Origin of the sequence: Paraburkholderia bryophila (genome assembly GCF_013409255.1) — a bacterium.
GTDB lineage: Bacteria > Pseudomonadota > Gammaproteobacteria > Burkholderiales > Burkholderiaceae > Paraburkholderia.
Map to the genome: position 1 here is coordinate 1,930,520 of NZ_JACCAS010000002.1, position 24,852 is coordinate 1,955,371.

Genomic DNA, 24,852 nt, shown 5'->3' on the forward strand with positions numbered 1-24,852 from the left:
ATGCCTGAAGAACGAAGCCTTGAAGGTAAGACCCTGCTATTGGTCGACGGTTCGAGTTATCTGTACCGGGCCTACCATGCGATGCCTGATCTGCGCGGACCCGAGGGTGGTCCCACGGGTGCGCTCTACGGGATGATCAACATGCTGCGGCGCATGCGCAAGGAAGTCACAGCAGAGTATAGCGCGTGCGTGTTCGACGCCAAGGGCAAAACGTTTCGCGACGACTGGTATGCCGACTATAAGGCGAACCGTGCGTCGATGCCCGACGATCTGTCGCGTCAGATCGAGCCGATTCATGTGGCGGTGCGCGCGCTCGGCTGGCCGCTGCTGATGATCGAAGGCGTCGAAGCCGACGACGTGATCGGCACGCTCAGCACCGCAGCGGAAAAGCGCGGCATGAACGTGATCGTGTCGACTGGGGACAAGGATCTGGCGCAGCTCGTGTCGGATCACGTCACCCTCATCAATACGATGACCAACGAAACGCTCGACCGTGCCGGCGTGATCGCCAAGTTCGGCGTGCCGCCGGAACGCATCATCGACTATCTGTCGTTGATCGGCGATACGGTCGATAACGTGCCGGGTGTCGAGAAATGCGGGCCGAAAACCGCGCTCAAATGGCTCACGCAGTTCGATTCGCTGGATGGCATCGTCGCACATGCGGACGAAATCAAAGGTGCGGTAGGAGACAATCTGCGCCGTGCGCTCGATTTCCTGCCGATGGCGCGCAAACTCGTCACCGTCGATCGCAATTGCGATCTGACCGAGCACATCGTGTCGATCGAGGAAAGCCTGCGAAGCCGGCCGGAGTCGCGTGAAGAACTGCGCGACGTATTCGCGCGCCACGGCTTCAAGACCTGGCTGCGCGAAGTGGAAATCGCCGACGTCGTGGAGGGTCCGCAAGTCGACGCGGCGCCCGCGTTGTCGGTGGATCACGAGCGGCACTACGACACCGTGCAGACGTGGGAGCAATTCGACGTGTGGTTCGAGAAGATCAACGCGGCCGAACTGACCTCGTTCGATACCGAAACCACGTCGCTCGATCCGATGACTGCGCAGATCGTGGGCTTGTCGTTGTCGGTCGAGGCAGGGCGCGCGGCGTATGTGCCGCTCGCACATCGCGGCCCGGACGCGCCCTTGCAATTGCCGCGCGAGGAGGTGCTCGCCAAGCTCAAGCCGTGGCTCGAAAGCGCCGATCACAAGAAGGTCGGCCAGCATCTGAAGTACGACGAACAGGTGCTCGCCAATTACAGCATCGAAATGCGCGGCATCGAACACGACACGCTGCTGCAATCGTACGTGGTCGAGTCGCACCGCACGCACGACATGGACAGCCTCGCGTTGCGTCATCTCGGCATCAAGACGATCAAGTACGAAGAAGTCGCGGGTAAGGGCGCGGGGCAAATCGGTTTCGACGAAGTCGCGCTGGAGCAGGCCGCGGAATACGCGGCGGAAGACGCCGATATCACGTTGCGTCTGCATCAGGCCTTGTATCCGCAAGTGGCCGCGGAGAAAGCGCTCGAGTACGTGTACCGCGATATCGAACTGCCGACCTCGCGCGTGTTGCGCAAGATGGAACGCACCGGTGTGCTGATCGACGCGGAAAAACTGCGGCTGCAAAGCAGCGAAATCGCCGCGCGTCTGATTCAACTGGAAGCCGAAGCGTACGTGCTGGCCGGCGGCGAATTCAATCTCGGCTCGCCGAAGCAGATCGGCCAGATCTTCTTCGAGAAGCTCGAATTGCCGATCGTCAAGAAGACCCCGAGCGGCGCACCGTCCACCGACGAAGAAGTGCTGCAAAAGCTCGCCGAAGACTATCCGCTGCCGAAGATCCTGCTCGAACATCGTGGTTTGTCGAAGCTCAAATCGACCTACACCGATAAGTTGCCGCGCATGGTCAACACCACCACGGGCCGCGTGCATACGAATTACGCGCAGGCCGTGGCGGTCACGGGGCGTCTCGCATCGAACGATCCGAACCTGCAGAACATTCCTGTGCGAACCGGCGAAGGCCGCCGCATTCGCGAGGCGTTCATCGCGCCGCCGGGCCACAAGCTGGTGTCGGCAGATTATTCGCAGATCGAATTGCGCATCATGGCGCACATTTCCGGCGACGAATCGCTGCTGCGCGCGTTCTCGCAAGGGGAAGACATTCACCGCGCCACCGCGGCGGAAATCTTCAGCGTGACGCCGCTCGAAGTGTCGAGCGATCAGCGGCGCGTGGCCAAGGTCATCAACTTCGGCCTGATCTACGGCATGAGCTCGTTCGGCCTTGCGTCGAATCTCGGCATTACGCGCGACGCGGCCAAGCTGTACATCGACCGCTATTTCGCGCGGTATCCGGGCGTGGCGCGTTATATGGACGAAACGCGGGTCAGCGCGAAGGCCAAGGGTTATGTGGAGACCGTCTTCGGCCGCCGCCTGTGGCTGCCGGAAATCAACGGCGGCAACGGTCCGCGCCGTCAGGCCGCCGAGCGCGCCGCGATTAACGCGCCGATGCAGGGCACGGCCGCCGACCTGATCAAGCTCTCCATGATCGCGGTGCAGAATTGGATCGAGGAGTCGAAGATTGGCACGCGCATGATCATGCAGGTGCACGACGAACTGATCCTCGAAGTGCCGGACGCCGAATTGTCCGAAGTACGCAAGCGCTTGCCCGAATTGATGTGCGGTGTCGCCGACCTGAAAGTGCCGCTGGTCGCCGAGGTAGGCGCCGGCCTGAACTGGGAAGAGGCGCATTGACGCAGGTGTGACGGGATGCGATATCGTCGTGCGCATGTCACATATGCGCATTGATAGCTTGTGACAACCCGTGCTGCTCGCGGACAATCGCTGAAAGACGGCGCGTTGCGACGCGCCGTGCGACGCATAACCGATCAGCAAACACGGAGAGTTCAATGCATCGATTTATCGTCGTTGGCGGGGGAGCGGGCGGGCTCGAATTAGCGACGCGTCTGGGCGATCGCTATGCGCCTCACAAGAACAAAGGCGGTGTGCGGGCGCAAATCACGCTCGTCGACCGCAATCCCACCCACATCTGGAAGCCGCTGCTGCATGAAGTGGCGGCCGGCAGCATGGACCCGTTCACGCAGGAACTCGAATATGCCGCGCAAGCTCGCTGGCACGGCTTCGAGTTTCAGCAGGGCGAACTGGCCGGTCTGGACCGCGCCAACAAGCGTCTCACGCTCGGCACCGTGCTCGACGACGACGGCGCCGAGCTGCTGCCCGAACGCGAACTCGAATACGACACGCTGGTCATCGCGATCGGCAGCACCACGGCGTTCTTCGGCGTGAAAGGCGCGCCGGAGTTTTCGCTGGCGCTCGATACGGTCAGCCAGGCCGAGCGTTTCCGCAAACGTCTGATCGCGGCTTGCATGCGCGCCGAGCATCAGGTGCATGAGCCGGTCGAAGCGGTGCCGGACGTGGGTGTGCCCACCGAGCCGCGCATTCAGGTGGCGATTGTCGGCGGCGGCGCGACCGGCGTCGAATTGTCGGCGGAATTGCGCAACACCGCGCAGGTGTTGTCCGCGTACGGCTTGCATAAGCTCGATCCGCGGCATGACGTCGGCATTGTGCTGATCGAAGCGGGGCCGCGTATTTTGCCGGCGCTGCAGGAGCGTGTTTCGACGGCGACCGCTGAACTGCTGACCAAGCTCGGCGTGAAGCTGATGATCGGCGAGACCGTGGCCGAAGTCGCGCCCGGCATGATTCGCACGGCGAGCGGTAAAACCGTGCGCGCCGATCTGACGGTGTGGGCGGCGGGCATCAAGGCGCCGGCGATTCTGAGCCAGCTCGACAGCCTGCCGGTCAATCGTTTGGGGCAACTCGTCGTGCGCCGTACGCTGCAAACCGAGATCGACGACAACGTCTTCGCGCTCGGCGATTGCGCCGCGTGTCCGTGGCCCGGCAATGAGCGTAACGTGCCGCCGCGCGCGCAGGCCGCTCACCAGCAGGCGAGCTTTCTGATGAAGGCGCTCGCCGCGCGGCTCGACAACAAGCCGCTGCCGGAATTCACCTATCGCGACTTCGGCTCGCTGGTGTCGCTCGGGCATTTCAGCGCGGTCGGCAATCTGATGGGCGGCGTGATCGGCGGCAATATGCTGATCGAAGGGTTGTTCGCGCGGTTCATGTACATGTCGCTGTACCGGCTGCATATCGCCGCGCTGCACGGCTATGCGCGGATGGTGCTCGATACTTTCGCGCACTGGTTGCGGCGTACTACGCTGCCGCGGGTCAAGCTGCACTAAAGGTAACGGCGGGCAAGGGCGATTGCGATTGCGTATGCGATTGCGAGGGCGGGGCGGCGGGTGCTGCGGCCTTCGCTTCGCGAAGGTTGCATCTGCAACGGGATACGCGTCAGGCGTATCCTGTTGCCTCCCTTAGCAACCTCACGCAACCTTTTGCAGTCAAGGAGCGCCGCATGCTGAAACCTGAGATCGACAGCCTGGTCCCGCACGTTCCCTTCAATCGACGCACCTTCATCAAAGCCGCGCTCGGCACCGGATTCGCGGCCGCCGTGTTGCCGGTGTCGGCACAAACCATCCATACCGATAGCGACGGCCTTGAAGCCGGCGAAGTGGCCGTGCGTTCCGGCGACACGCTGGTGCCCGCGTACCGCGCGCAGCCGAAGGGCAAGACGAATCTGCCGGTGATCATCGTCGTGCATGAGATTTTCGGCGTGCACGAGCATATCGCCGACGTGTGCCGGCGCTTTGCAAAGCAGGGTTATCTGGCGATTGCGCCGAATCTGTACGAACGGCAGGGCGATCCCACCGTTTATACGAGCATGCAGCAGCTCAGTGAGCAACTGGTCAGCAAAGTGCCCGACGATCAGGTGATCGGCGATCTGGATGCTACCGTCGCCTGGGCGGGCGAGCATGGCGGCGATCTGAACCGGCTCGGCGTGAATGGTTTCTGCTGGGGCGGCCGGATCGCGTGGCTGTATGCCGAGCACAATCCGCGGCTGAAGGCGGGTGTGGCCTGGTATGGCCGTGTGACCGGGCAGAAAACCGCGATGAACCCCGCGAATCCTCTCGATGAAGTGGCGCAGTTGCATGCGCCGATGCTTGGCCTATATGGACGGCAAGATCAGAGCATTCCGCAGGACACGCTCGAGCAGATGAAGCGGGCTATCGCGCAGGGTCCGGAGGCGGGGCGTGGGTCGCAGTTCGTGGTGTACGACGACGCGGGGCACGCGTTTTTCGCGGATTATCGGCCGAGCTATAAGAAAGCCGATGCCGAGGATGGCTGGCGGCGGGCGTTGGTTTGGTTCCGGCAGCACGGCGTGGCGTGAGACGCGGAGCTCGACGACACGATTAAAAAAGCCGTTGCCGCTTTTTACAGCGACAACGGCTTTTTACCCAACCAGTCAGCAGTTCGCGGCTACTTTCGCTTAAGGATTCGGTCCGGTCCCAATCGGCCGGTTCGAATCCGCACTCCATTCGCTCCACGAGCCCGCGTACAACGCTGCGCCATGCAGGCCGGCGACTTCCATCGCCACCGCATTGACGCATGCCGTCACGCCCGAGCCGCATTGCAGCACCACATGTTCCGGCGACGTATCGCCCAACAGCGCGTGGAATTCCTCACGCAACGTGTGCGCGGGCTTGAAGCGGCCGTCGGCGGTGAAGTTGTCCGTGAAAAAGCGGTTGAGCGCGCCCGGGATATGGCCGCCGACGCGATCCAGCGTCTCGTTCTCGCCGCGATAGCGATCGGCAGCGCGGGCGTCGACTACCACGCGTTCCTTCGAGGCAAGGTTGCGCTCGACCGTTTGCACATCGACCGTGACGGCCAGCGGCGCGCCCGCCTTGAAGTCGCCCGTATTCTGCGCCGGCGCGTCTTGCGTGAGCGGCAGACCGGCGGCCTCCCAGGCCTGCAAGCCACCGTCGAGCAGCGCGACCGCGTCATGTCCGAGCCAGCGCAGCAGCCACCACGCCCGAGCGGCGTACATGCCGCCTTGCGAGTCATAGGCGACAACCTGCTGTCCCTGCTTGAGCCCGCGCGACTCCAGCGTCTCCACGAGACGCGCGCGATCCGGCAGCGGATGACGTCCGTTCGTGCCCGTCTTTGGCCCCGACAGATCGCGATCGAGGTTCAGGTAATGCGCGCCCGGCAGATGCCCGGCCAGATAGGCTTTCTCGCCCGCTTCCGTGTCGGCCAGATCGAACCGGCAATCGATGACGAACACGCTGCCCGGCGCAGCGGTGAGCCGTTCCGCGAGATTCGTCGCGGAGATCAGCGTGGTGTAGTGAGTGTGCGGCATGACGTCTCCTTCATACGGGCGATGGCGGCTCCGTTCGGCGGCATGTCGCCGCGAGCGGATGGCCGAGCTATCCCGTTAGTCTAAACAAAAAAAGACGGACCGAAGTCCGTCTTTCCTTGTGTTGGCGCTGCTTGCTGGAGCTGCCTGAGCATGAAGCGGGTCACGTCCCGCTCAAACGCCGATCAGATCACATCAGATCGCGCCGAGTTCGCGCCGCAGGAACTCGTGGAAGTGCTGCATGCCGTCTTCCATGGGGCTCTGGTACGGACCGACCTGCGACTCGCCGCGGTCCATCAGCGCGCGGCGGCCGGCGTCCATGCGCTCGGCGATCTCGTCGTCTTCGCTGGCCGTTTCCATATAGGCGGCGCGTTCGGCTTCGACAAACTCGCGTTCGAACAGCGCGATTTCCTCAGGGTAATAGAACTCCACCACGTTGGTGGTTTTCTGCGGCCCGCGCGGAATCAGCCACGACACCACCAGCACGTGCGGATACCACTCGATCATGATGCCCGGGTAGTACACCATCCAGATCGCGCCGAATTCGGGCGGGTTGCCGCCGCGGAAGCGCAGCACCTCGTCGTGCCACTTGCGGTACGTCGGGCTGCCCGGCTGTTCCAGATCCTTGTGCACGCCGACCGTCTGGACGCTGTACCAGTCGCCGAATTCCCACGTCAGGTCGTCGCAATTGACGAAGCTGCCGAGGCCCGGATGGAACGGCGCGACGTGGTAATCCTCCAGATAGACCTCGATAAAGGTCTTCCAGTTGTAGTTGCACTCGTGCACTTCGACGTGATCGAACATGAAGCCCGAAAAATCGAAGTGTTGGCTGGGACCGAGGCGTGCCAGATCGCGCGCGACGTCACGCCCTTGCGCTTCGAACAGCAGGCCTTGCCAGTTTTGCAGCGACGTGGCGCCCAGATTCAGACACGGGTTGTCCGCGAAATGCGGCGCGCCGAGAAGCTGACCGTTCAGGTCGTACGTCCAGCGATGCAGCGGGCAGACGATGTTCTCCGCCTGGCCGCGGCCGTTGAGCATGATGGCTTGCCGGTGGCGGCACACGTTCGACAGCAGCTCGACTTGCGATTGCTGGTTACGGACGAGCACACGCCCCTCGCTCTCGCTGGGCAAGGCAAAATAATTCCCCGCCTCGGGCACCATGAGATCGTGGCCGATGTAACGAGGACCTTTCTTGAAAAGGGTTTCGATTTCGCGCGTTAGAAGCGCTTCGTCAAAGTAAGCCGTGACTGGCAGCTGGCTGTGGACAGACCGCAACTGCAATGCATTGCTCAGATTGGACATTCCCACTCCCGTGAAGACGTGAAAGCAGTGAACAACCCAACCATCGAAGATTCGATTTAGGGAGCCCGCGATTATACCCGTTTCCCCTGGTACGGGGCACGTAAGTAGTTCATTTGGATCAAAAATGTCGAGGAAGTTCGTGGTTTTTTTGCGCTGACCCAAGGATTCTTTTCTGAGACACTCAGCGGGCGCGCACAGGGCAAATCGGGGGTGAACGTAGGGGAAAGGCTCGGCGCAGGGCGGCGAGCGGATCGGAAATGTCGCTTTTGCCGTAGAATGTCCGACTTGTTTTAATTTTGCGACTATTCATGGCGAAGACCGCATCGAAAGAGGCTGCTGCCGCGCCAGCTGAAGGCGTCGACACCTTGCCGCTGCCCGAGAACTACGAGGCCGCCCAGGCGGAACTGGAAGGGCTGGTGGCGCGCATGGAAAGCGGCAATCTCAGTCTCGAGGAGTCGCTGACCGCCTACCGGCGCGGCGCGGCGCTCGTGGCGTTTTGTCAGCAGCAGCTCGAAAAGGTCGAGCAGCAGGTGCGCGTGCTCGACGGTGAGACGCTCAAACCGCTGCCCATGAACAGCGCAGGCACAGCCGCTACTGAGAGCGGGGACGACCTATGACATTCGAACCATGGATGCGCTCGGTACTCGAGCGCGTCGAAACGGCACTAGAACATTACCTGCCGACCGAGACCACCGAGCCGGCCAAACTGCATGAAGCCATGCGCTATGCGGTATTGGGTGGCGGCAAGCGGGTTCGCCCGCTGCTGTGCCACGCGGCCGGCGAGCTGACCGGCGCGCGCGCCGAATGCCTCGATGCGGCGGCGGCGGCGCTGGAAATGATTCACGTGTATTCGCTCGTGCATGACGACATGCCCTGCATGGACGACGACGCGCTGCGGCGCGGCAAGCCCACGGTACACGTCCAGTACGACGAAGCCACGGCGCTGCTGGTCGGCGACGCGCTGCAGTCGCAGGCATTCGTCGCGTTGACGTCGGACGTTCTGGCGCCGGCACAGCAGGCTTCGCTCGTGCGTGAACTGGCGTTGGCGAGCGGCTCGATCGGCATGTGCGGCGGTCAGGCTATCGACCTGGCCAGCGTCGGCCATACGCTGACGCGCACCCAGCTCGAAACCATGCACCGCATGAAAACCGGCGCCTTGCTGCGCGCCGCGGTGCGCATGGGCGCGCTGGCAGGCGAGACGCCGGACGCGGACGCGATGCGTTCGCTGGACGCGTATTCGGCCGCTGTCGGCCTCGCGTTTCAGGTCGTCGACGATATTCTCGACGTCACGACCGACTCCGCGACGCTCGGCAAGACCGCAGGTAAAGACGCGAAGGACGGCAAGCCGACCTACGTGTCGATTATTGGGCTCGACGCCTCGCGCACGCTCGCAGCACAGCTGCGTAGCGACGCTCATGCTGCACTGGCGCCGTTTGGCGCACGCGCGCAGCGTCTTGCCGAATTGGCCGACCTGGTAGTGAACCGGGTTAGCTGAACGCGAAAAGCCCGCCGCCGCGCACCTTCACCCCGGGTGCATGTATGAAGTGCGGGCGCGTAAGTTTTCCTACAATGGAACGACGATGTACGACTTGCTGAAAACCATCGACGACCCGGCGGCCTTGCGCCGCCTCGATCGCCGCCAACTGCAACCGCTTGCCGACGAGTTGCGCGCCTTTGTGCTCGACAGCGTATCGCAGACGGGCGGCCATCTTTCGTCCAACCTCGGCACGGTCGAGTTGACCATTGCGCTGCACTATGTGTTCGACACGCCGCGTGACCGGATCGTCTGGGACGTCGGCCATCAAACCTATCCGCACAAGATCCTGACCGGCCGCCGCGACCAGATGCACTCGCTGCGTCAGCTCGGCGGCATCTCGGGCTTCCCGAAGCGTGACGAGTCGGAATACGACACGTTCGGCACTGCGCACTCCAGCACGTCGATCTCGGCCGCGCTCGGCATGGCGATCGCGAGCAAGCTGAAGGGCGAACACCGTACGGGCATCGCCGTGATCGGCGACGGCGCGATGACGGCCGGCATGGCCTTCGAAGCGATGAACAACGCCGGCGTCGAAGACGACGTGCCGCTGCTGGTCATTCTGAACGACAACGACATGTCGATTTCGCCGCCGGTCGGCGCGCTGAATCGCCATCTGGCGCGTCTGATGTCGGGCCGCTTCTACGCCGCCGCGCGCGCCGGTGTCGAACGCGTGCTGCGCGTCGCGCCGCCCATGCTCGATCTGGCCCGCAAGCTCGAAGAGCACGCGAAGGGCATGATCGTGCCGGCCACGCTGTTCGAAGAGTTCGGCTTCAACTACATCGGCCCGATCGACGGTCACGACCTCGATTCGCTGATCCCGACGCTGCAGAACATCAAGGAACTGCGCGGTCCGCAATTCCTGCACGTCGTGACGAAGAAGGGTCAAGGCTACAAGCTGGCCGAGGCCGATCCGGTGCTGTATCACGGCCCGGGCAAGTTCAATCCGGCAGAAGGCATCAAGCCGGCTACGACGCCGTCGAAGAAAACCTACACGCAGGTGTTCGGCGAATGGCTGTGCGACGCGGCCGAGCTCGATCCGCGCGTGGTGGGCATCACGCCGGCCATGCGTGAAGGCTCGGGCATGGTCGAGTTCGAGAAGCGCTTTCCGGATCGTTACTTCGACGTCGGTATCGCCGAGCAGCACGCGGTGACGTTCGCCGGCGGCCTCGCCGCGGACGGCATGAAGCCGGTGGTCGCGATCTACTCGACCTTCCTGCAACGTGCTTACGATCAGTTGATCCACGACGTCGCGCTGCAAAATCTGCCGGTGGTGTTCGCTATCGACCGCGCGGGTCTGGTCGGTGCCGACGGCGCCACGCACGCGGGTGCTTACGACCTGGCGTTCCTGCGCTGCATCCCGAACATGACGGTGATGGCCGCGTCGGACGAAAACGAATGCCGCCAGATGCTGTACACGGCGTTGCAGCAATCGAACCCGACGGCCGTGCGCTATCCGCGCGGCGCCGGCACGGGTGTCGCAACCGTCAAGCAGATGGCTGTGCTGCCGATCGGCAAGGGTGAAATCCGTCGCGAGACTTCGCAACCCGCGGGCAAGCGGATCGCGATTCTGGCGTTCGGCACGATGGTCGCGCCGTCGCTGGCCGCCGCCGAACAACTGGACGCTACCGTCGCGAACATGCGCTTCGTGAAGCCGCTGGACGCGGATCTGGTCCGTCAGCTCGCCGAAACGCACGACGCCATCGTCACGGTCGAAGAAGGCTGTGTGATGGGCGGCGCGGGGTCGGCCTGCGTCGAAGCCCTGCTTGAAAGCGGCGTATTGCGGCCGGTGCTCCAACTGGGCCTGCCCGACCAGTTCATCGATCATGGCGATCCGGCCAAGCTGCTCGCCGCGTGCGGCCTCGACGCCGCAGGCATCGCCAAGTCGATTCGCGAGCGCTTTCTGTCGAGCGGCGCGGTCGGCGGTCAGTCGTCGGTGAAGCGCGTCGCTTAAGGCGTCGCATCAGGCGGCGCGGCTCGTCGCCCGAGCCGCGTTGCTATCGTGGTCATAGCAATCTCCAACTTGAATCGATGGGCCTTCGGGCCCATCATCCAACGCCGGCCGGGGCCGGCGTTCGCCGTTGCGCGACCTGATCGGCACGGCCGCCGAGCGACCCCGAACTGTCGGTTCGCGACAGTCCGCGGCAGCCTTCCAAGGTGACTTCCTGCGGAGCGAAAAAACTGCGCGGCCCGGCGTTTTCTGGAAAGGACAAGACAATGAATCAGATGAATCCCGCCTTTGTGATGCCCGACGTGCAAAGCACGCCCGATACCCGTCAGATCCCGATTCAGCGGGTCGGTGTGAAGGCCGTGCGTCATCCGTTGACGGTGCGCACGCAAGGCGGCGACGTTCAGCCGACGATCGGCACGTGGAATCTCGACGTGCATCTGCCCGCTGACCAGAAGGGCACGCATATGTCGCGATTCGTTGCGTTGCTTGAAGAGAACAAGGTGCCGCTGGAGTCGGCCACGTTCCGCACGATGCTCGCCGCGATGCTGGAAAAGCTCGAGGCCGAGGCCGGCCGTATCGAAGTTGCGTTCCCGTATTTTGTGAACAAGACCGCGCCGGTGTCGGGCGTGCAAAGCCTGTTGGACTACGAAGTCACGTTGACCGGCGAGACCCGTAACGGCGCGACGCGTCTGTTCCTGAAGGTGCTGGTGCCGGTCACGAGCCTGTGCCCGTGCTCGAAGAAGATCTCGCAGTACGGCGCGCACAACCAGCGCTCGCACGTCACGATCAACGCCGAATTGGCCGGCGACGTGGCCGTCGAAGAACTGGTTCGTATCGCTGAAGAAGAAGCGTCGTGCGAACTGTGGGGCCTGCTGAAGCGTCCGGACGAGAAGTTCGTCACCGAGCGCGCCTACGAGAATCCGAAATTCGTCGAAGATCTGGTGCGCGACGTCGCGCAGCGTCTGAATGCGGACGAGCGGATCGTCGCGTATGTGCTTGAGGCTGAGAACTTCGAGTCGATTCACAATCACAGCGCGTACGCGGTGATCGAGCGGGATAAGCGGATGGTTTGATACGTTCATTAGCCCACGCTGGTCGCCAACGAAAAGCCGCTCTAAAAGAGCGGCTTTTTTACGTGCGCCGAACTACTGAGCTTTCGAGCTTAGCGTGCGAGCGAAGTCAGATCCCAGCGCGGTTTCACCGTGAACGCGTAGTCTTTGCCCGACTGATCCGGCCAGCGCTGCAAGCGCAACGCGCCGGCCAGCGCGATCATCGCGCCGTTGTCCGTGCACAGCGACAAATCCGGGTAATGCACATAGAAATTGCGTTTCTTCGCTGCGGCGGAAAGCGCCTCGCGCAGTTGCCGATTCGCGCCCACGCCGCCCGCCACCACCAATCGGTTCAGCTTGGTCTTTTTCAGCGCGGCCAGCGACTTCACCGCCAGCACTTCGACTGCTGCGTCCACGAAACCGCGGGCCAGATCGGCTTTCGCCTGCTCGCAAATATTCGCGCCGCCGAGCTTTTTTGCATGCGTGAGCACGGCGGTTTTCAAGCCGCTGAAGCTGAAGTCGAGGTCGCCGGAATGCAGCATGGGACGCGGAAGCACCACCGCGCCGGGCGTGCCGAATTCGGCCATGCGCGACACTTCGGGGCCGCCGGGATAACCGAGGCCGAGCAGCTTGGCGGTTTTGTCGAAAGCTTCGCCGGCCGCGTCATCCAGCGTTTCGCCGAGCGTTTCGTACTCGCCGACGTCCGTTACGCGCATCAATTGTGTATGTCCGCCGGACACCAGCAGCGCGACAAACGGAAACGGCGGCGGCTCGTCCACCAGCAGCGGCGACAGCAAATGCCCTTCGAGATGGTGGATGCCGATAGTCGGCTTGTCCCACGCCATGGCCAGCGAATTGGCCACGCTCGCGCCGACCAGCAGCGCGCCCGCGAGCCCCGGCCCTTGGGTGTAGGCGATCGCGTCGATGTCGCTGCGCGCCGCACCGGCGCGCTCCATCACTTCTTCGAGCAACGGCAGCGCGCGCCGGATATGGTCGCGCGACGCCAGTTCAGGCACCACGCCGCCGTATTCCCGATGCATCGCGATTTGCGAATGCAGCGCGTGCGCGAGCAGGCCGCGCTCTGTGTCGTAGAGCGCGAGACCGGTTTCGTCGCAGGAGCTTTCGATGCCGAGAACGAGCATGATGGATGGTTGGGTTTGAACGACCACGGCCGTGCGCGACACTGCGGATACGACGCGCAGGGACAGTCAGGCACGCGGCCGAGAAAATGAAAAGGCTAGCCTGAAAGTATAGCAGTGCCGACAAGCCGCCGCAGACGCGCAGGTACAATGCGGCCCCATGGAATCCTTTGATATCGCGGTAATCGGCGCAGGCGCGGCCGGCATGATGTGCGCGGCCGTGGCCGGGCAACTCGGCCGTCGCGTGGTGCTGATCGACCACTCGCAGCGTCTCGCGGAAAAAATCCGCATCTCCGGCGGCGGCCGGTGCAACTTCACCAATCTGTACGCCGGCCCGGCTAATTACCTGTCTGCCAATCCGCATTTTTGCCGCTCGGCGCTGGCGCGCTATACGCCGCGCGACTTCATGGCGCTGCTCAAGCGGCATCACGTGACGTGGCACGAGAAGCACAAAGGGCAGCTCTTCTGCGATCAGTCGAGCGACGCCGTCATCGACGTGCTGAAGGCCGAGTGCGACGCGGGCCGTGTCGCGTGGCGCACGCCGCTGTCGGTCGAGCACGTGCGGCAGGGCGCGGAGGGCCGCTACACGCTGGACACCCAGTCGGGCCCGATCACAGCGCGCGCGCTGGTGATCGCGACCGGCGGTCTGTCGATCCCCAAGATCGGCGCGACGGATTTCGCCTACCGCCTTGCCAAGCAATTCGGCCACAAGCTGATCGACACGCGCCCGGCGCTGGTCCCGCTGACCTTCGCCGCAGCCGACTGGGAGCCGTTCGCGGCGCTTTCGGGCGTATCGCTGGAGGTGCAACTCGCGACCGGCAACAAGAAGACCGGCGCGGAGTTCAACGAAGATCTGCTGCTGACCCATCGCGGCCTGTCCGGCCCGGGCGTGCTGCAGATTTCGAGCTACTGGCAGCCCGGCGAACCGATCCACATCAATCTGCTGCCGGAAAAGGATGCCACCACCGCGTTGCTGGAAGCCAAAACCGGCACGAAGCGCCAGATCGCCAATCTGCTGTCCGAGCGGGTCCCGCAGCGTCTTGCGCACGTCTGGCTGGAAACCCACCAGATCCCCGCCGACGCGCGCGTCGCCGATCTGCCGGACAAGATCCTGCGACGCGTGGGCGAGGCCTTGTCGCGCTGGACGCTCACGCCCAACGGCACCGAAGGCTATCGCAAAGCCGAAGTGACGCGCGGCGGCGTGGACACGCGCGACCTGTCGTCGGCGACGATGATGAGCGCGCGTGCGCCAGGTTTGTACTTCATCGGCGAGGCGGTGGACGTGACCGGCTGGCTCGGCGGCTACAATTTTCAGTGGGCGTGGGCGTCGGGTGTGGCGGCCGGTCAGGCCGCCGCGGAGTACGTTCAGGGGGCTTGACGGCGCATTAGCTTTGTGAGAGAGCTCTGCTATACTCCTGAACCTTTACAAAGTTCCGTTATTGAAAAATGACGACCATCCGCGTAAAAGACAACGAGTCGTGTGAAGTTGCCGTGTGCCGTTTCAAGCGCACCATGGAGAAAACGGCTTGTTGACGGAACTTCGCGCTCGCGAGTTTTACGAAAAGCCTACGGCTGAGCGCAAGCGCAAGAAAGCGGCTGCGGTGAAGCGTCATTTCAAGCATCTGCGTGGCCAGATGCTGCCAAAAAAAGTTCTACTGATTCTGGCGTTGCCGCGGTTCCCGTCGAACGGAGCGGCGACATCCAACCGGTGAGGGCGCTGCAGGCGCAATCACGGAAAACACGGCCCCTTCGGGCCAGCCGGCAGGGTCGCACACATTACGCATATCGCGCCAACCCGTTTGAGGAAGCAGTCCCAAGCGGGTATTCGTGTTGATGCGGTCGGCCCGGCCGGATTTTCATATTCCAACGTATTCAGGTGAGTGATGAGCCTCAAGGACCAGATCAACGACGACATGAAAGCCGCCATGCGGGCGCGTGAAACCGAGCGTCTCGGCACGATCCGCCTGCTGCTCGCCGCGATCAAGCAACGCGAAGTGGACGAGCGCATCACGCTCGACGACACGGCGATCACCGCGGTCATCGACAAGATGATCAAGCAGCGCAAAGACTCGATCAGCCAGTTCGAGGCCGCCAGCCGCACGGATCTCGCCGACAAGGAAAAGGCCGAAATGGCGATCCTGTCCGCGTATATGCCGGAGCAGATGTCCGAAGCGGAGATCGTCGCCGAAGTTCAGGCGGCGGTCGCGCAAACCGGCGCTGCCGGCCCGCAGGACATGGGCAAGGTGATGGGCGTGCTGAAGCCCAAGCTGGCCGGCCGCGCCGACATGACCGCCGTCTCGGCGCAAGTCAAAGCCGCGCTCGCGAAGTAATTTCCGTCTATCGGGTCTGCGCGCACCGTCGCTCGACGGGCGGCGCGCGCAGCCTTGAGCTTTTCAGGTAGCGTCATTTACTGTGATTCCTCCGTCATTTCTGCAGGACCTGCTCAACCGCGTCGATATCGTCGACGTGGTCGGCCGGTATGTGCAGCTGAAAAAGGGCGGCGCGAACTTCATGGGGTTGTGCCCGTTTCACAACGAAAAAAGCCCCTCGTTTACGGTTAGTCCGACTAAACAGTTCTATCACTGCTTCGGCTGTGGTGCGCACGGCACGGCGATCGGGTTCCTGATGGAACACGTTGGCTCGTCGTTTCCCGAGGCCGTCAACGATCTCGCGCAGTCGGTCGGCTTGACCGTGCCGAACGAGCCGTCGCCGGGGTATGGCGGCGGGGGCGGCGGCTATGCGCCGGCGGCGTCCAAAGCGGTCACCACGGCGCTTTCCGACGTCATGCAAACCGCCTGCGATTTTTACCGCAAGCAACTGCGCGGCGCGCCCACCGCGATTCAGTATCTGAAGAAACGCGGTTTGACCGGCGAGATCGCGGCCCGCTTCGGGCTCGGCTATGCCCCAGACGGCTGGCAGAACCTCGAACCGGCATTTCCTAATTATCGGGACGATTCGCTGGTCGAGTCGGGGCTGGTGATTGTCAGCGAAAAGTCGGACGCGCAGGGTCAGAATCGCCGTTACGACCGCTTTCGCGAGCGGATCATGTTCCCGATACGCAATGTGAAGGGGCAGGTGATCGGCTTCGGCGGCCGTGTACTGGGCAGCGGCGAGCCGAAATATTTGAATTCGCCCGAAACGCCGCTATTTAACAAAGGCAGTGAGCTGTACGGGCTGTTCGAGGCACGTCTGGCGATTCGCGAACAGCACTACGTGCTGGTGGTCGAAGGCTATATGGACGTGGTCGCGCTGGCCCAATTGGGGTTCCAGAACGCGGTTGCGACGCTCGGCACAGCCTGCACGCCAATTCATGTGCAGAAACTGATGCGTCAGACCGATACGGTCATTTTCAGTTTCGACGGCGATTCCGCAGGGCGGCGCGCCGCGCGCCGCGCGCTGGACGCCTGTCTGCCGCACGCGGCCGACAATCGCACCATCCGCTTCCTGTTTCTGCCGTCCGAGCACGATCCTGACAGCTACGTGCGCGAATTCGGCACCGAGGGCTTCGCCGAGCAGGTCGAACGGGCCATGCCGCTGTCACAGTTCATGCTCAATGAGGTGCTGACCGGCAAGGAGTTGGATCAGCCGGAAGGCCGGGCTCGAGCACTGTTCGACGCCAAGCCGTTGCTGCAGGCGCTGCCGGCCAATGCGTTGCGCGCCCAGATCATGCATATGTTCGCCGACCGCCTCGACGTGCCGTTCGACGAAGTGGCGGCCCTCTGCGAGGTCGATTCGCGAATCGCGGCGGCTGCCCGTTCGGCGCCGGCCCGCAAAGACCGGCGCAGCGTGACCGGAATCGAAGAGAAGACGCTGCGCAATCTGGTGATGTATCCGCGCACGGTGGCGGTGCTCGACGAAGACGCCGAGCAGGCGCTTCTGTCGGTGACGCGGCACGGCGAGCTGTTCGAAGAAGTGACGACGCACGCGCGTGCGCTGGGCGATTCGGCGGAGTTTCAGTTGCTGTCCGATCTATTGCGAAACGGCGCAAACGCCCCAACTTTCGAGGAAATCTTTCGCAAAATTCTAGACTATGATGAAAACGTCCGGGATTTACTGCTGAAGGACCCGGAGGATGCGACCGTCATCGAGGAGCGGCGCGAGCAGGAGCGGATTGTGGGCGAGGAATTGAAAGCCGCGATCCTGAAGATGCGGTACGACGCTTATTGCGATCGTCTCGAGCAACTTTCGCGGCAATCCCGGCACACGCCGGAGGAGTTTGCGGAGCTGTCGGAGTTGAACCGGAAGCGGGCCGACATGAAGCGCCAGCTGGGGCTCTAGACGGGTTGCAAAGGGCCGGAGTGGTACAATAAAAGGTTTCCAGCGGTTTGTTTTTCAAAGGGTTTTCCTAGCAAAGGCCAATAGGCGAAGGGCGATGCGATGGCAAAGACTACAGGCGGAAATAAAGCGGCAGGCACAGGCTCGAAGGAGCCGACCAGAAAGGTCACCGAGGCCAGGCTAGATTCTTCCGCCAGAAAAACGTCTACCGTCAGTGTTGCACCGGTTGCGGGGAAGAAATCCTTGACCAGTTCCGCTGCACGAGCGGAGCAGGTTGAGGCAGCGAGAGTGGTATCACCACCGGTCACGAAGCGGCCGGGTGTCAGAAGCGCAAGGGAAGCGGTTGTCGCGCAGGACGATGCGGCAGTCCGCGAGGTTCCAGTATCCACGGTTCAACCGGCTGGCGTCCACCAGCCGCGAGTCGAGACTACAGCCGGTACGGCGAACTCCATGACGAAAAAGCTGAATGAAGTACCCGTCGATGACGAAGCAACCCAAAGCGAAGAAACCCCTGCTGCCGCGGCTCCGGCCAAAGTGGAAAAGGTCAAGGCTCGCGACCGTCGTGCAAAGGAAAAAGCGCTGCTGAAAGACGCGTTCGCGTCGTCACAGCCGGGCACGGTCGAGGAACTCGAGGAGCGTCGTGCCAAACTGCGCGCGCTGATCAAGCTCGGCAAGGAGCGCGGCTTCCTCACGTACGCCGAAATCAACGACCACCTGCCGGACAACTTCACCGAGACCGAGGCGATTGAAGGCATCATCAGCACGTTCAACGATATGGGCGTGGCGGTGTATGAACAGGCCCCGGACGCTGAAACGCTGCTGCTCAACGACAATGCACCCGCCGCTTCGTCAGACGACGAAGTGGAAGAGGAAGCCGAAGTCGCCCTTTCTACCGTCGACTCCGAATTCGGCCGCACCACTGACCCGGTCCGCATGTACATGCGCGAAATGGGCACGGTCGAGCTGCTCACGCGCGAAGGCGAAATCGAAATCGCCAAGCGGATCGAAGACGGTCTGAAGCACATGGTGATGGCGATCTCCGCGTGCCCGACCACGATCGCCGACATCCTCGCCATGGCTGAGCGGGTCGCGAACGAGGAAATCCGGATCGACGAACTGGTCGACGGCCTGATCGACGCCAACGCGGAAGACGCGGACGGCTTCTCCGCGCAAGAGGCGGAAGCGATCGAGAGCGACGAAGAAGAAGCCGAAGAAGAGTCCGAGGAAGACGAGGAAGAAGACGACGGCACGGCGCAAGCCACGGCCAACGCAGCGCAGATGGAAGCGCTCAAGCGTGCGTCGCTCGAAAAGTTTGCCCTCATTAGCGAATGGTTCGACAAGATGCGTCGTGCGTTCGAGAAAGAAGGCTACAAGTCCAAGTCGTATCTGAAGGCTCAAGAAACGATCCAGAACGAACTGATGACGATCCGCTTCACCGCGCGCACGGTCGAGCGTCTGTGCGATACGTTGCGCGCGCAAGTGGACGAAGTGCGCCAGGTCGAGCGGCAGATTCTGCATACGGTGGTCGACAAGTGCGGCATGCCGCGTGCGGAGTTCATCGCGCGTTTTCCGGGTAGCGAAACGGATCTCGAATGGGCCGACCGGATTGTCGGCGAGGGTCACGCCTACAGCGCGATCCTCACGCGGAATATTCCGGCTATCCGTGAACAGCAGCAACGTCTGCTGGACCTGCAGGCGCGTGTCGTACTGCCGCTGAAGGACCTGAAGGAAACCAACCGTCAGATGGCGGCCGGCGAACTGAAAGCGCGGCAGGCCAAGCGTGAAATGACCGAGGCGAACTTGCGTCTCGTGATCTCGATCGCAAAGAAGTACACGAACCGCGGTTTGCAGTTCCTCGACCTGATTCAGGAAGGCAATATCGGCCTGATGAAGGCAGTGGACAAGTTCGAATATCGTCGCGGCTACAAGTTCTCCACGTATGCCACGTGGTGGATTCGCCAGGCCATTACGCGTTCGATCGCCGACCAGGCGCGCACGATCCGGATTCCGGTTCACATGATCGAAACGATCAACAAGATGAACCGTATTTCGCGTCAGATTCTGCAGGAAACCGGTCTCGAGCCGGATCCGGCAACGCTGGCCGAGAAGATGGAAATGCCGGAAGACAAGATCCGCAAGATCATGAAGATTGCGAAAGAGCCGATCTCCATGGAAACGCCGATCGGCGACGACGACGATTCGCATCTGGGTGACTTCATCGAAGATACGAACACGGTGGCGCCGGCGGATGCGGCCTTGCATGCCAGCATGCGCGACGTCGTGAAAGACGTGCTCGACTCGCTGACGCCGCGTGAGGCGAAGGTGCTGCGCATGCGTTTCGGTATCGAGATGAGCACCGATCACACGCTCGAAGAAGTCGGCAAGCAGTTCGACGTGACGCGTGAACGGATCCGTCAGATCGAGGCGAAGGCGCTGCGCAAGCTGCGTCATCCGAGCCGTTCGGACAAGCTGAAGTCGTTCCTCGAAGGAAATTGATCGACGCTGGTTGCGTGTAGTAATCGATGTCGCGGTTTCAAGGGGCTTCCCGGTTGTTTCGCGATAGCGAAGCGGTTGCGGAGGCCCCTTTTTCGTGTAGTATGTCGGCCAATCAATGAATCGGCCCGGCCTTCAAGACCGGGTCTTTTTCTTGGGCCGGACGCCGTGCTGGTTGCAGGCAGCGGACTCATAATCCGCCTCCGAAAGGACACCGTCGGTTCGACTCCGACCCGGCCCACCATAAACGCAAAAAGGGTTTCGAGACTTCGAAACCCTTTTTCGTTTTGCGGCTTGAAATCAATAGTGGCGTGCGGTGATATAGCGCGTTCGCCGCGCGATTAATTCGGATTCGGATTTTGGGTGTGCGGATTCCAGTCGGGTTTTGCTGGTATGCCGGTGCAAGGTTTCTCGTTGGCGGTCGAGCGCACAGATTGATCCGCAATGTGCCGCTAATCTGCCGCAGCACGATCCTGAATTCCGTCCTTGCCAGTGGCACATGGTTTGCTCAATGTCGGCGTCAAGACCGTACCCATAACGAGAACTATCATGCGACCAGACCACACCGTTACCGAATTCGTCTCGCCTCAACCTTTGTTGGCTTCGTCCGCGGAAGACGTCGGGGAAGTCGTGCCGCGCAGGCAAATTTCTGTGCTGGCGCGCGCGACGTTCTGCTTTGCCTGGCTATTCGGACTGGAGCCGTTCCTGAGCGCATCGGCCGACGAGGTGCCGCGCTCCCGATTCGATCGCTACTAACGGGTGCGCTGGTAGAAGCAGTCGCTCCACGGGTCGATTGGGCCAGCCTTAGTTTCCGGGACGCGACACGCCATAAGGTAAGGCTTGCCGGTAATTAGGGAAACTCCGTGTAAAAATTGGAACTGCTTCGCCGTTAAATGAAGACGGAAGGCTGTTCGATGTTTGCCGTCCGCTTTCAGCACGGGTTTTTGTCACGCGGCGGCCGGCGCCGCAACTCACCTCCGGGCAATGCCCGTGCAGAAGGCTTCACTTTCGACACGCATGCTGTCACGGCGCCAAACGAAGGTGAGCGACCTAAGCAGGATTTCATGAGACCGCCTAAGGGCGGTTTTTTTCTTGGCTGTCTTCGAGCTGCGCCAACGCGCGACCCAGCTGCATTGGCGTCGCGCGGATTGAATTCGCAACCACTTCCCCGTCGTAAGACATAAATGACCTGCGTCAAATATTGCGGGATAACTGGCATTTAAATGCGCGACAGCATTTATCAAATTAAGTTCCCGTCTTTCTAAAATAAATTTACTCCCCTCTGCAATACAGGTTTTGTCATTGCCTCATTTTCGAGCAATATGCCGGCTTTCATCATTCTTGGGTCCGACCCGATTACGTCGCGCGTATTAAACACTGTTGCATACGCACAACTTTTAATATTGAGAGATTGCAAATGACTTATGTCTGGAGCAGACGCCAGACCTCTGCGATGTTGCGATAAATGCAGGAAAAACAACGACTTAATGCCATCCGGTTTCGGATTGTTGCTGATTCTGAAAAATCATGTTGTGTAAATTGCGGGCATTACCACCAGGGTCGCCCCCTACACTCACGCTTCGTTTCAAGGGTGCCCGATGGCCGACCGGAAAACGGTTCGGCGAACACGGGCAGCAGCGGATGCCATGTATGCGCTGCTGAGGCAAGTCCCGCTCCCCGCGTAAATTTATCGAACAGGAGTCCCACGCATGAAAAAGAGTCTCATCGTTGTTGCGGTTGCCGCATCGTTCGCTTCCGTCGCTCACGCACAAAGCAGCGTGACCCTGTATGGTTTGCTCGACGCAGGCCTGACGTACACCAGCAACGTCAACCACAACGCAAAGTACTCGGCAGGTAGCGGTGGCATCAACCAAAGCATGTTCGGTCTGCGTGGTTCGGAAGATCTGGGCGGCGGTCTGAAGGCAATCTTCACGTTGGAAAGCGGCTTCAACATCAACAACGGCAAGTTCGCTAACAACAACGGCATGTTCAACCGTCAGTCGTTCGTCGGTCTGTCGAGCGCGCAATTCGGTACGGTCACGCTGGGTCGTCAATATGACGCAGCGCAAGACTACCTGGCACCGCTGACCGCAACGGGCAGCTGGGGCGGTACGTACTTCGCTCACCCGTTCAACAACGACAACCTGAGCACGAACGGCGGCTACTCGGTCAACAACTCGATCAAGTACTCGAGCGCTAACTACGCTGGCTTCACGTTCGGCGGCACGTACGGCTTCTCGAACCAGGCTGGCGCATTCGCAAACAACCGCGAATACAGCGTTGGTGCTGCATACCAGTGGCAAGGTCTGCACCTCGGTGCTGCTTACGCACAGCAGAACAACCCGGGCGCAGGTAACGGCGGCGCGTCGGACGGTTCGTACGTCAACGCACTGGCAGGCAACGTCGGCAGCTTCCGTCAACGTGAATTCGGCGTTGCTGGTTCGTACGCATTCGGCCCGGCTACCCTGGGTCTGGCATGGACGCAATCGCGTTCGGACAACTTCGTCGGTGGTGCACAGTCGCTGCGCGCTAACAACTACGAAGTCAACGGCAAGTACAACCTGACGCCGGCTATGAGCCTGGGCGTTGCGTACACGTTCACCGACGGCAAGGGCTACGGCGTTGCTGCCAACGGTGGTTCGGATTCGGTTCGCTACCACCAGATCGGCGTGCAAGCTGACTACTCGCTGTCGCGTCGTACGGACGTCTACGCTCAAGCCGTGTACCAGCACGCAATGGGCGACGGCGGTGTCGCTTCGATCTACAGCGGCGACAACTCGCAACTGCCGTCGTCGTCGAAGAACCAGACGGCCGCTACGGTCGGTCTGCGTCACCGCTTCTAAGCTTCCGCAGAAGCTAGTTGTTGTGGAAAAAGGTGCCGTTCGCGGCACCTTTTTTTATGGGCGCGCGATATGTATCAGCGGCGCCACGTCTGGACGCCGGACGCCGCCGCGCCCAGCAAGACTCAGTTGGGCCCGACTGGGCTCAGCCCTGATCCAGACGCTTTAGAAAATCGTCCGCAGACCGAGCGCAACGCCGGTCTGATTGTTTTTTGCCCGGCAACTCGACCGACGCGGCGCCCGACACCTTGTCGAAATCGACCGTGCCGTACACCTCAGTGCGCTTCGACAGCGCGTATTCCGCCAGCGCCACGAACGTATAGCGATTGCCGCTGCCCAGCAAACCGTTGCCGATCGCCGCATTCGACATGTGGTCGTAGTACGCCGCACCGGTCAGCGTCTGCGCGTGGGTAGCCTGCCACGTCACGCCGGCGAACGGCCCGTTGTCGACTCGACCCGATCCCTTCAGGATGTCGACGCCTTGCACGAGCGGTTGCTGCGTCAATGCGCTGTCGACGAAACCCGTGTCGTCCTTCGAATGCAGATAGCCGATGTACACCTTCGCCGTGCTGAAGGCATAGACCGCGTCCGCGTTGAGGATGGTTTGCTTGTGATTGCTGTTGTCGCTGTTCTGCTGCACCCCGGCCGCGACGCTCAACGGACCGGCCACGTATGACGACGTGAAGCCCACCATATTGCCCGCGCCGAGATGGCCCGGAACCTGGCCGGAGAAGCCGCCCACGCCGGTCGATTCCGCGTTGGTGCCGAACGAGTACATCGCGGCCATGGTCAGGCCTCTGTACGTGCCGGTGTATTTGACGGCATTGTCGGCATAGAGCCCCGGCGCCGAGCGCGCCCGGCAGCCACGAGTTTTCCACGTAGTTGCCGACGGTCAGCGGATCATAGGTATCGCCGAGCAAGTCGAACAACGGTGTCTTCTGACGACCGAGCGTGACCGTGCCGTATTGGCTGCTCAGCCCGACATACGCGTTGCGGTTGAAGGGCCGCTGGCTATCCGAGGCCGAGCCGTCCTGCAGATTGATGCCGCTTTCCAGATCGAAGATCGCCTTCAGACCGCCGCCCAGGTCTTCCGAACCGCGTAGCCCCAGCGGCTATTAGTGATCGCGCCGTTGGTCATGAACAGGCGCCTGTCGTTCTTCGCGTTGGAGTAGGTCAGGTAACGCACGCTCACATCGGCCATGCCATGTAGCGTGATCGAACTTTGTGCCGAAGCCTGCTCGGATGTCATGGCGAGGATCGCGCCACCTACGACTGCGGCGGTCTTGAGGAGCCTTACTTGTCTCACTGATGTTCCTGCTTATCGGTTATGGATTTTTCATTGAGGCGCGCTGCGCAGCGTGGCCACGCCGCGGGCGCGCCGATAATAAATCACCGCCTTCGTCACGCCGAAAATTCTTTGCCGCCATAAATTGGCGCGTTTATTGACATTTGTTCACGCGCATCTGACAAGAATTAACTTTCGCGAATGCGTGCTTGCGTTAGTCTGAAATTCACTTATCGATCGACCTTATTTTCGCGGCGACGCTAGCACGTGTGCTGCAGGCGCGTTTCTACTGCATGAATACTCTCGCTTCAAATCTGACTGCACCGGCCGTTCACGATCTCACGGACGAGCAATGGCACCGCATCGTGCCGCTGCTGCCCGAAATGAAAGAGCACGGGCCTCGGCGCGGGCGCCCCAGCATCGACATTCGCCGCGTGATGAATAGCGTGATGTGGGTGCTGCGCACGCGCGCGCCGTGGAGCGCGATGCCCGAGCGCTATGCGCCGTATCAGACCGCGCATCGTTATTACCTGCGCTGGAAGAAGTCAGGTGTGCTGGCCGATATCGCGTTCACGCTGTTTGGCAGCGACGCCATGCTCGAGCGGCCACTCACGCGAAGAAGCGACGTGCGAGCCGCGCAAATCGCAGCGGAAATCGACTATTTTGTTGGGTAGTCGAACCCTCAAAAGATAAAGCCGTCACCGGGCATTCCCTGTGACGGCTTT

Annotated in this window: 17 protein-coding genes, 1 tRNA gene and 2 pseudogenes; 16 read left to right on the top strand and 4 right to left on the bottom strand. The window is 61.8% G+C overall.

All coding sequences use genetic code 11. The features are described 5' to 3' along the window. The 3 genes from polA (at position 1) to GGD40_RS29660 (ending at position 5,293) form a co-directional block, all read left to right on the top strand. Positions 1-2,742 (top strand): DNA polymerase I, encoded by a 2,742-nt coding sequence (polA, locus tag GGD40_RS29650; protein WP_179746047.1) that lies wholly within the window; start codon positions 1-3, stop codon positions 2,740-2,742. 155 nt (positions 2,743-2,897) lie between these two features. Continuing rightward, on the top strand, positions 2,898-4,247 hold the full coding sequence (locus tag GGD40_RS29655; protein ID WP_179746048.1) for an NAD(P)/FAD-dependent oxidoreductase: 1,350 nt from the start codon (positions 2,898-2,900) through the stop codon (positions 4,245-4,247). 173 nt (positions 4,248-4,420) lie between these two features. Continuing rightward, a complete protein-coding gene (locus GGD40_RS29660; protein WP_179710865.1) occupies positions 4,421-5,293 on the top strand; it encodes a dienelactone hydrolase family protein in 873 nt (290 codons plus the stop codon). A 99-nt stretch (positions 5,294-5,392) separates the two neighbouring features. On the opposite strand, the gene GGD40_RS29665 is transcribed toward GGD40_RS29660, so the two are convergent. Together GGD40_RS29665 and GGD40_RS29670 are read right to left on the bottom strand one after the other, a co-directional pair. After that, positions 5,393-6,262 carry a sulfurtransferase gene (locus tag GGD40_RS29665; protein ID WP_179746049.1) on the bottom strand — a complete coding sequence of 290 codons (870 nt, stop codon included), beginning with the start codon at positions 6,260-6,262 and terminating at the stop codon, positions 5,393-5,395. 192 nt (positions 6,263-6,454) lie between these two features. Further along, positions 6,455-7,561, bottom strand: a complete 1,107-nt coding sequence (locus GGD40_RS29670; protein WP_179746050.1) for an aromatic ring-hydroxylating oxygenase subunit alpha — start codon at positions 7,559-7,561, stop codon at positions 6,455-6,457. 308 nt (positions 7,562-7,869) lie between these two features. Between GGD40_RS29670 and GGD40_RS29675 the strand changes: the two genes are divergently transcribed. The 4 genes from GGD40_RS29675 to folE2 all read left to right on the top strand — a co-directional run bounded on the left by GGD40_RS29675 (position 7,870) and on the right by folE2 (position 12,119). After that, positions 7,870-8,178 (top strand): exodeoxyribonuclease VII small subunit, encoded by a 309-nt coding sequence (locus tag GGD40_RS29675; RefSeq protein WP_179710859.1) that lies wholly within the window; start codon positions 7,870-7,872, stop codon positions 8,176-8,178. Continuing rightward, entirely contained in the window at positions 8,175-9,056 is an 882-nt protein-coding gene (locus GGD40_RS29680) for a polyprenyl synthetase family protein (RefSeq protein WP_179746051.1), read from the top strand. Before GGD40_RS29675 ends, GGD40_RS29680 begins: the two co-directional genes overlap by 4 nt. Before the next feature lie 85 nt (positions 9,057-9,141). After that, complete coding sequence (gene dxs, locus GGD40_RS29685) at positions 9,142-11,049, top strand: 1-deoxy-D-xylulose-5-phosphate synthase (protein WP_179710855.1); 1,908 nt, start codon at positions 9,142-9,144, stop codon at positions 11,047-11,049. 263 nt (positions 11,050-11,312) lie between these two features. Beyond that, on the top strand, positions 11,313-12,119 hold the full coding sequence (folE2, locus tag GGD40_RS29690; RefSeq protein WP_179746052.1) for a GTP cyclohydrolase FolE2: 807 nt from the start codon (positions 11,313-11,315) through the stop codon (positions 12,117-12,119). 89 nt (positions 12,120-12,208) lie between these two features. Here the strand turns inward: folE2 and tsaD are convergent, their stop codons facing one another. Next, entirely contained in the window at positions 12,209-13,237 is a 1,029-nt protein-coding gene (tsaD, locus tag GGD40_RS29695) for a tRNA (adenosine(37)-N6)-threonylcarbamoyltransferase complex transferase subunit TsaD (protein WP_179710851.1), read from the bottom strand. 157 nt (positions 13,238-13,394) lie between these two features. Between tsaD and GGD40_RS29700 the strand changes: the two genes are divergently transcribed. The 8 genes and pseudogenes from GGD40_RS29700 (at position 13,395) to GGD40_RS29735 (ending at position 22,845) form a co-directional block, all read left to right on the top strand. Continuing rightward, on the top strand, positions 13,395-14,612 hold the full coding sequence (locus GGD40_RS29700) for an NAD(P)/FAD-dependent oxidoreductase (RefSeq protein WP_179746053.1): 1,218 nt from the start codon (positions 13,395-13,397) through the stop codon (positions 14,610-14,612). Between the two features lie 68 nt (positions 14,613-14,680). Next, positions 14,681-14,886 (top strand): annotated as a pseudogene (rpsU, locus tag GGD40_RS29705) (30S ribosomal protein S21); the annotation flags it as partial. Between the two features lie 231 nt (positions 14,887-15,117). Then, complete coding sequence (locus GGD40_RS29710; protein WP_035561192.1) at positions 15,118-15,564, top strand: GatB/YqeY domain-containing protein; 447 nt, start codon at positions 15,118-15,120, stop codon at positions 15,562-15,564. 82 nt (positions 15,565-15,646) lie between these two features. Continuing rightward, entirely contained in the window at positions 15,647-17,512 is a 1,866-nt protein-coding gene (gene dnaG, locus GGD40_RS29715) for a DNA primase (RefSeq protein WP_179746054.1), read from the top strand. Positions 17,513-17,611: 99 nt separating this feature from the next. Continuing rightward, the gene (gene rpoD / locus GGD40_RS29720; RefSeq protein WP_179746055.1) at positions 17,612-20,005 is read left to right on the top strand and encodes an RNA polymerase sigma factor RpoD; all 2,394 of its coding nucleotides are present in this window, start codon (positions 17,612-17,614) and stop codon (positions 20,003-20,005) included. A gap of 153 nt (positions 20,006-20,158) precedes the next feature. After that, positions 20,159-20,246, top strand: a tRNA-Ile gene (locus GGD40_RS29725). A 305-nt stretch (positions 20,247-20,551) separates the two neighbouring features. Then, complete coding sequence (locus tag GGD40_RS29730; protein ID WP_179746056.1) at positions 20,552-20,758, top strand: hypothetical protein; 207 nt, start codon at positions 20,552-20,554, stop codon at positions 20,756-20,758. Between the two features lie 953 nt (positions 20,759-21,711). Further along, on the top strand, positions 21,712-22,845 hold the full coding sequence (locus GGD40_RS29735; protein WP_134963547.1) for a porin: 1,134 nt from the start codon (positions 21,712-21,714) through the stop codon (positions 22,843-22,845). Between the two features lie 162 nt (positions 22,846-23,007). Here GGD40_RS29735 and GGD40_RS29740 read toward each other — a convergent pair. Then, positions 23,008-24,091 (bottom strand): annotated as a pseudogene (locus GGD40_RS29740) (porin). Between the two features lie 329 nt (positions 24,092-24,420). Between GGD40_RS29740 and GGD40_RS29745 the strand changes: the two are divergent. Further along, positions 24,421-24,801 (top strand): transposase, encoded by a 381-nt coding sequence (locus GGD40_RS29745; protein ID WP_179746057.1) that lies wholly within the window; start codon positions 24,421-24,423, stop codon positions 24,799-24,801. Positions 24,802-24,852: the final 51 nt, after the last annotated feature.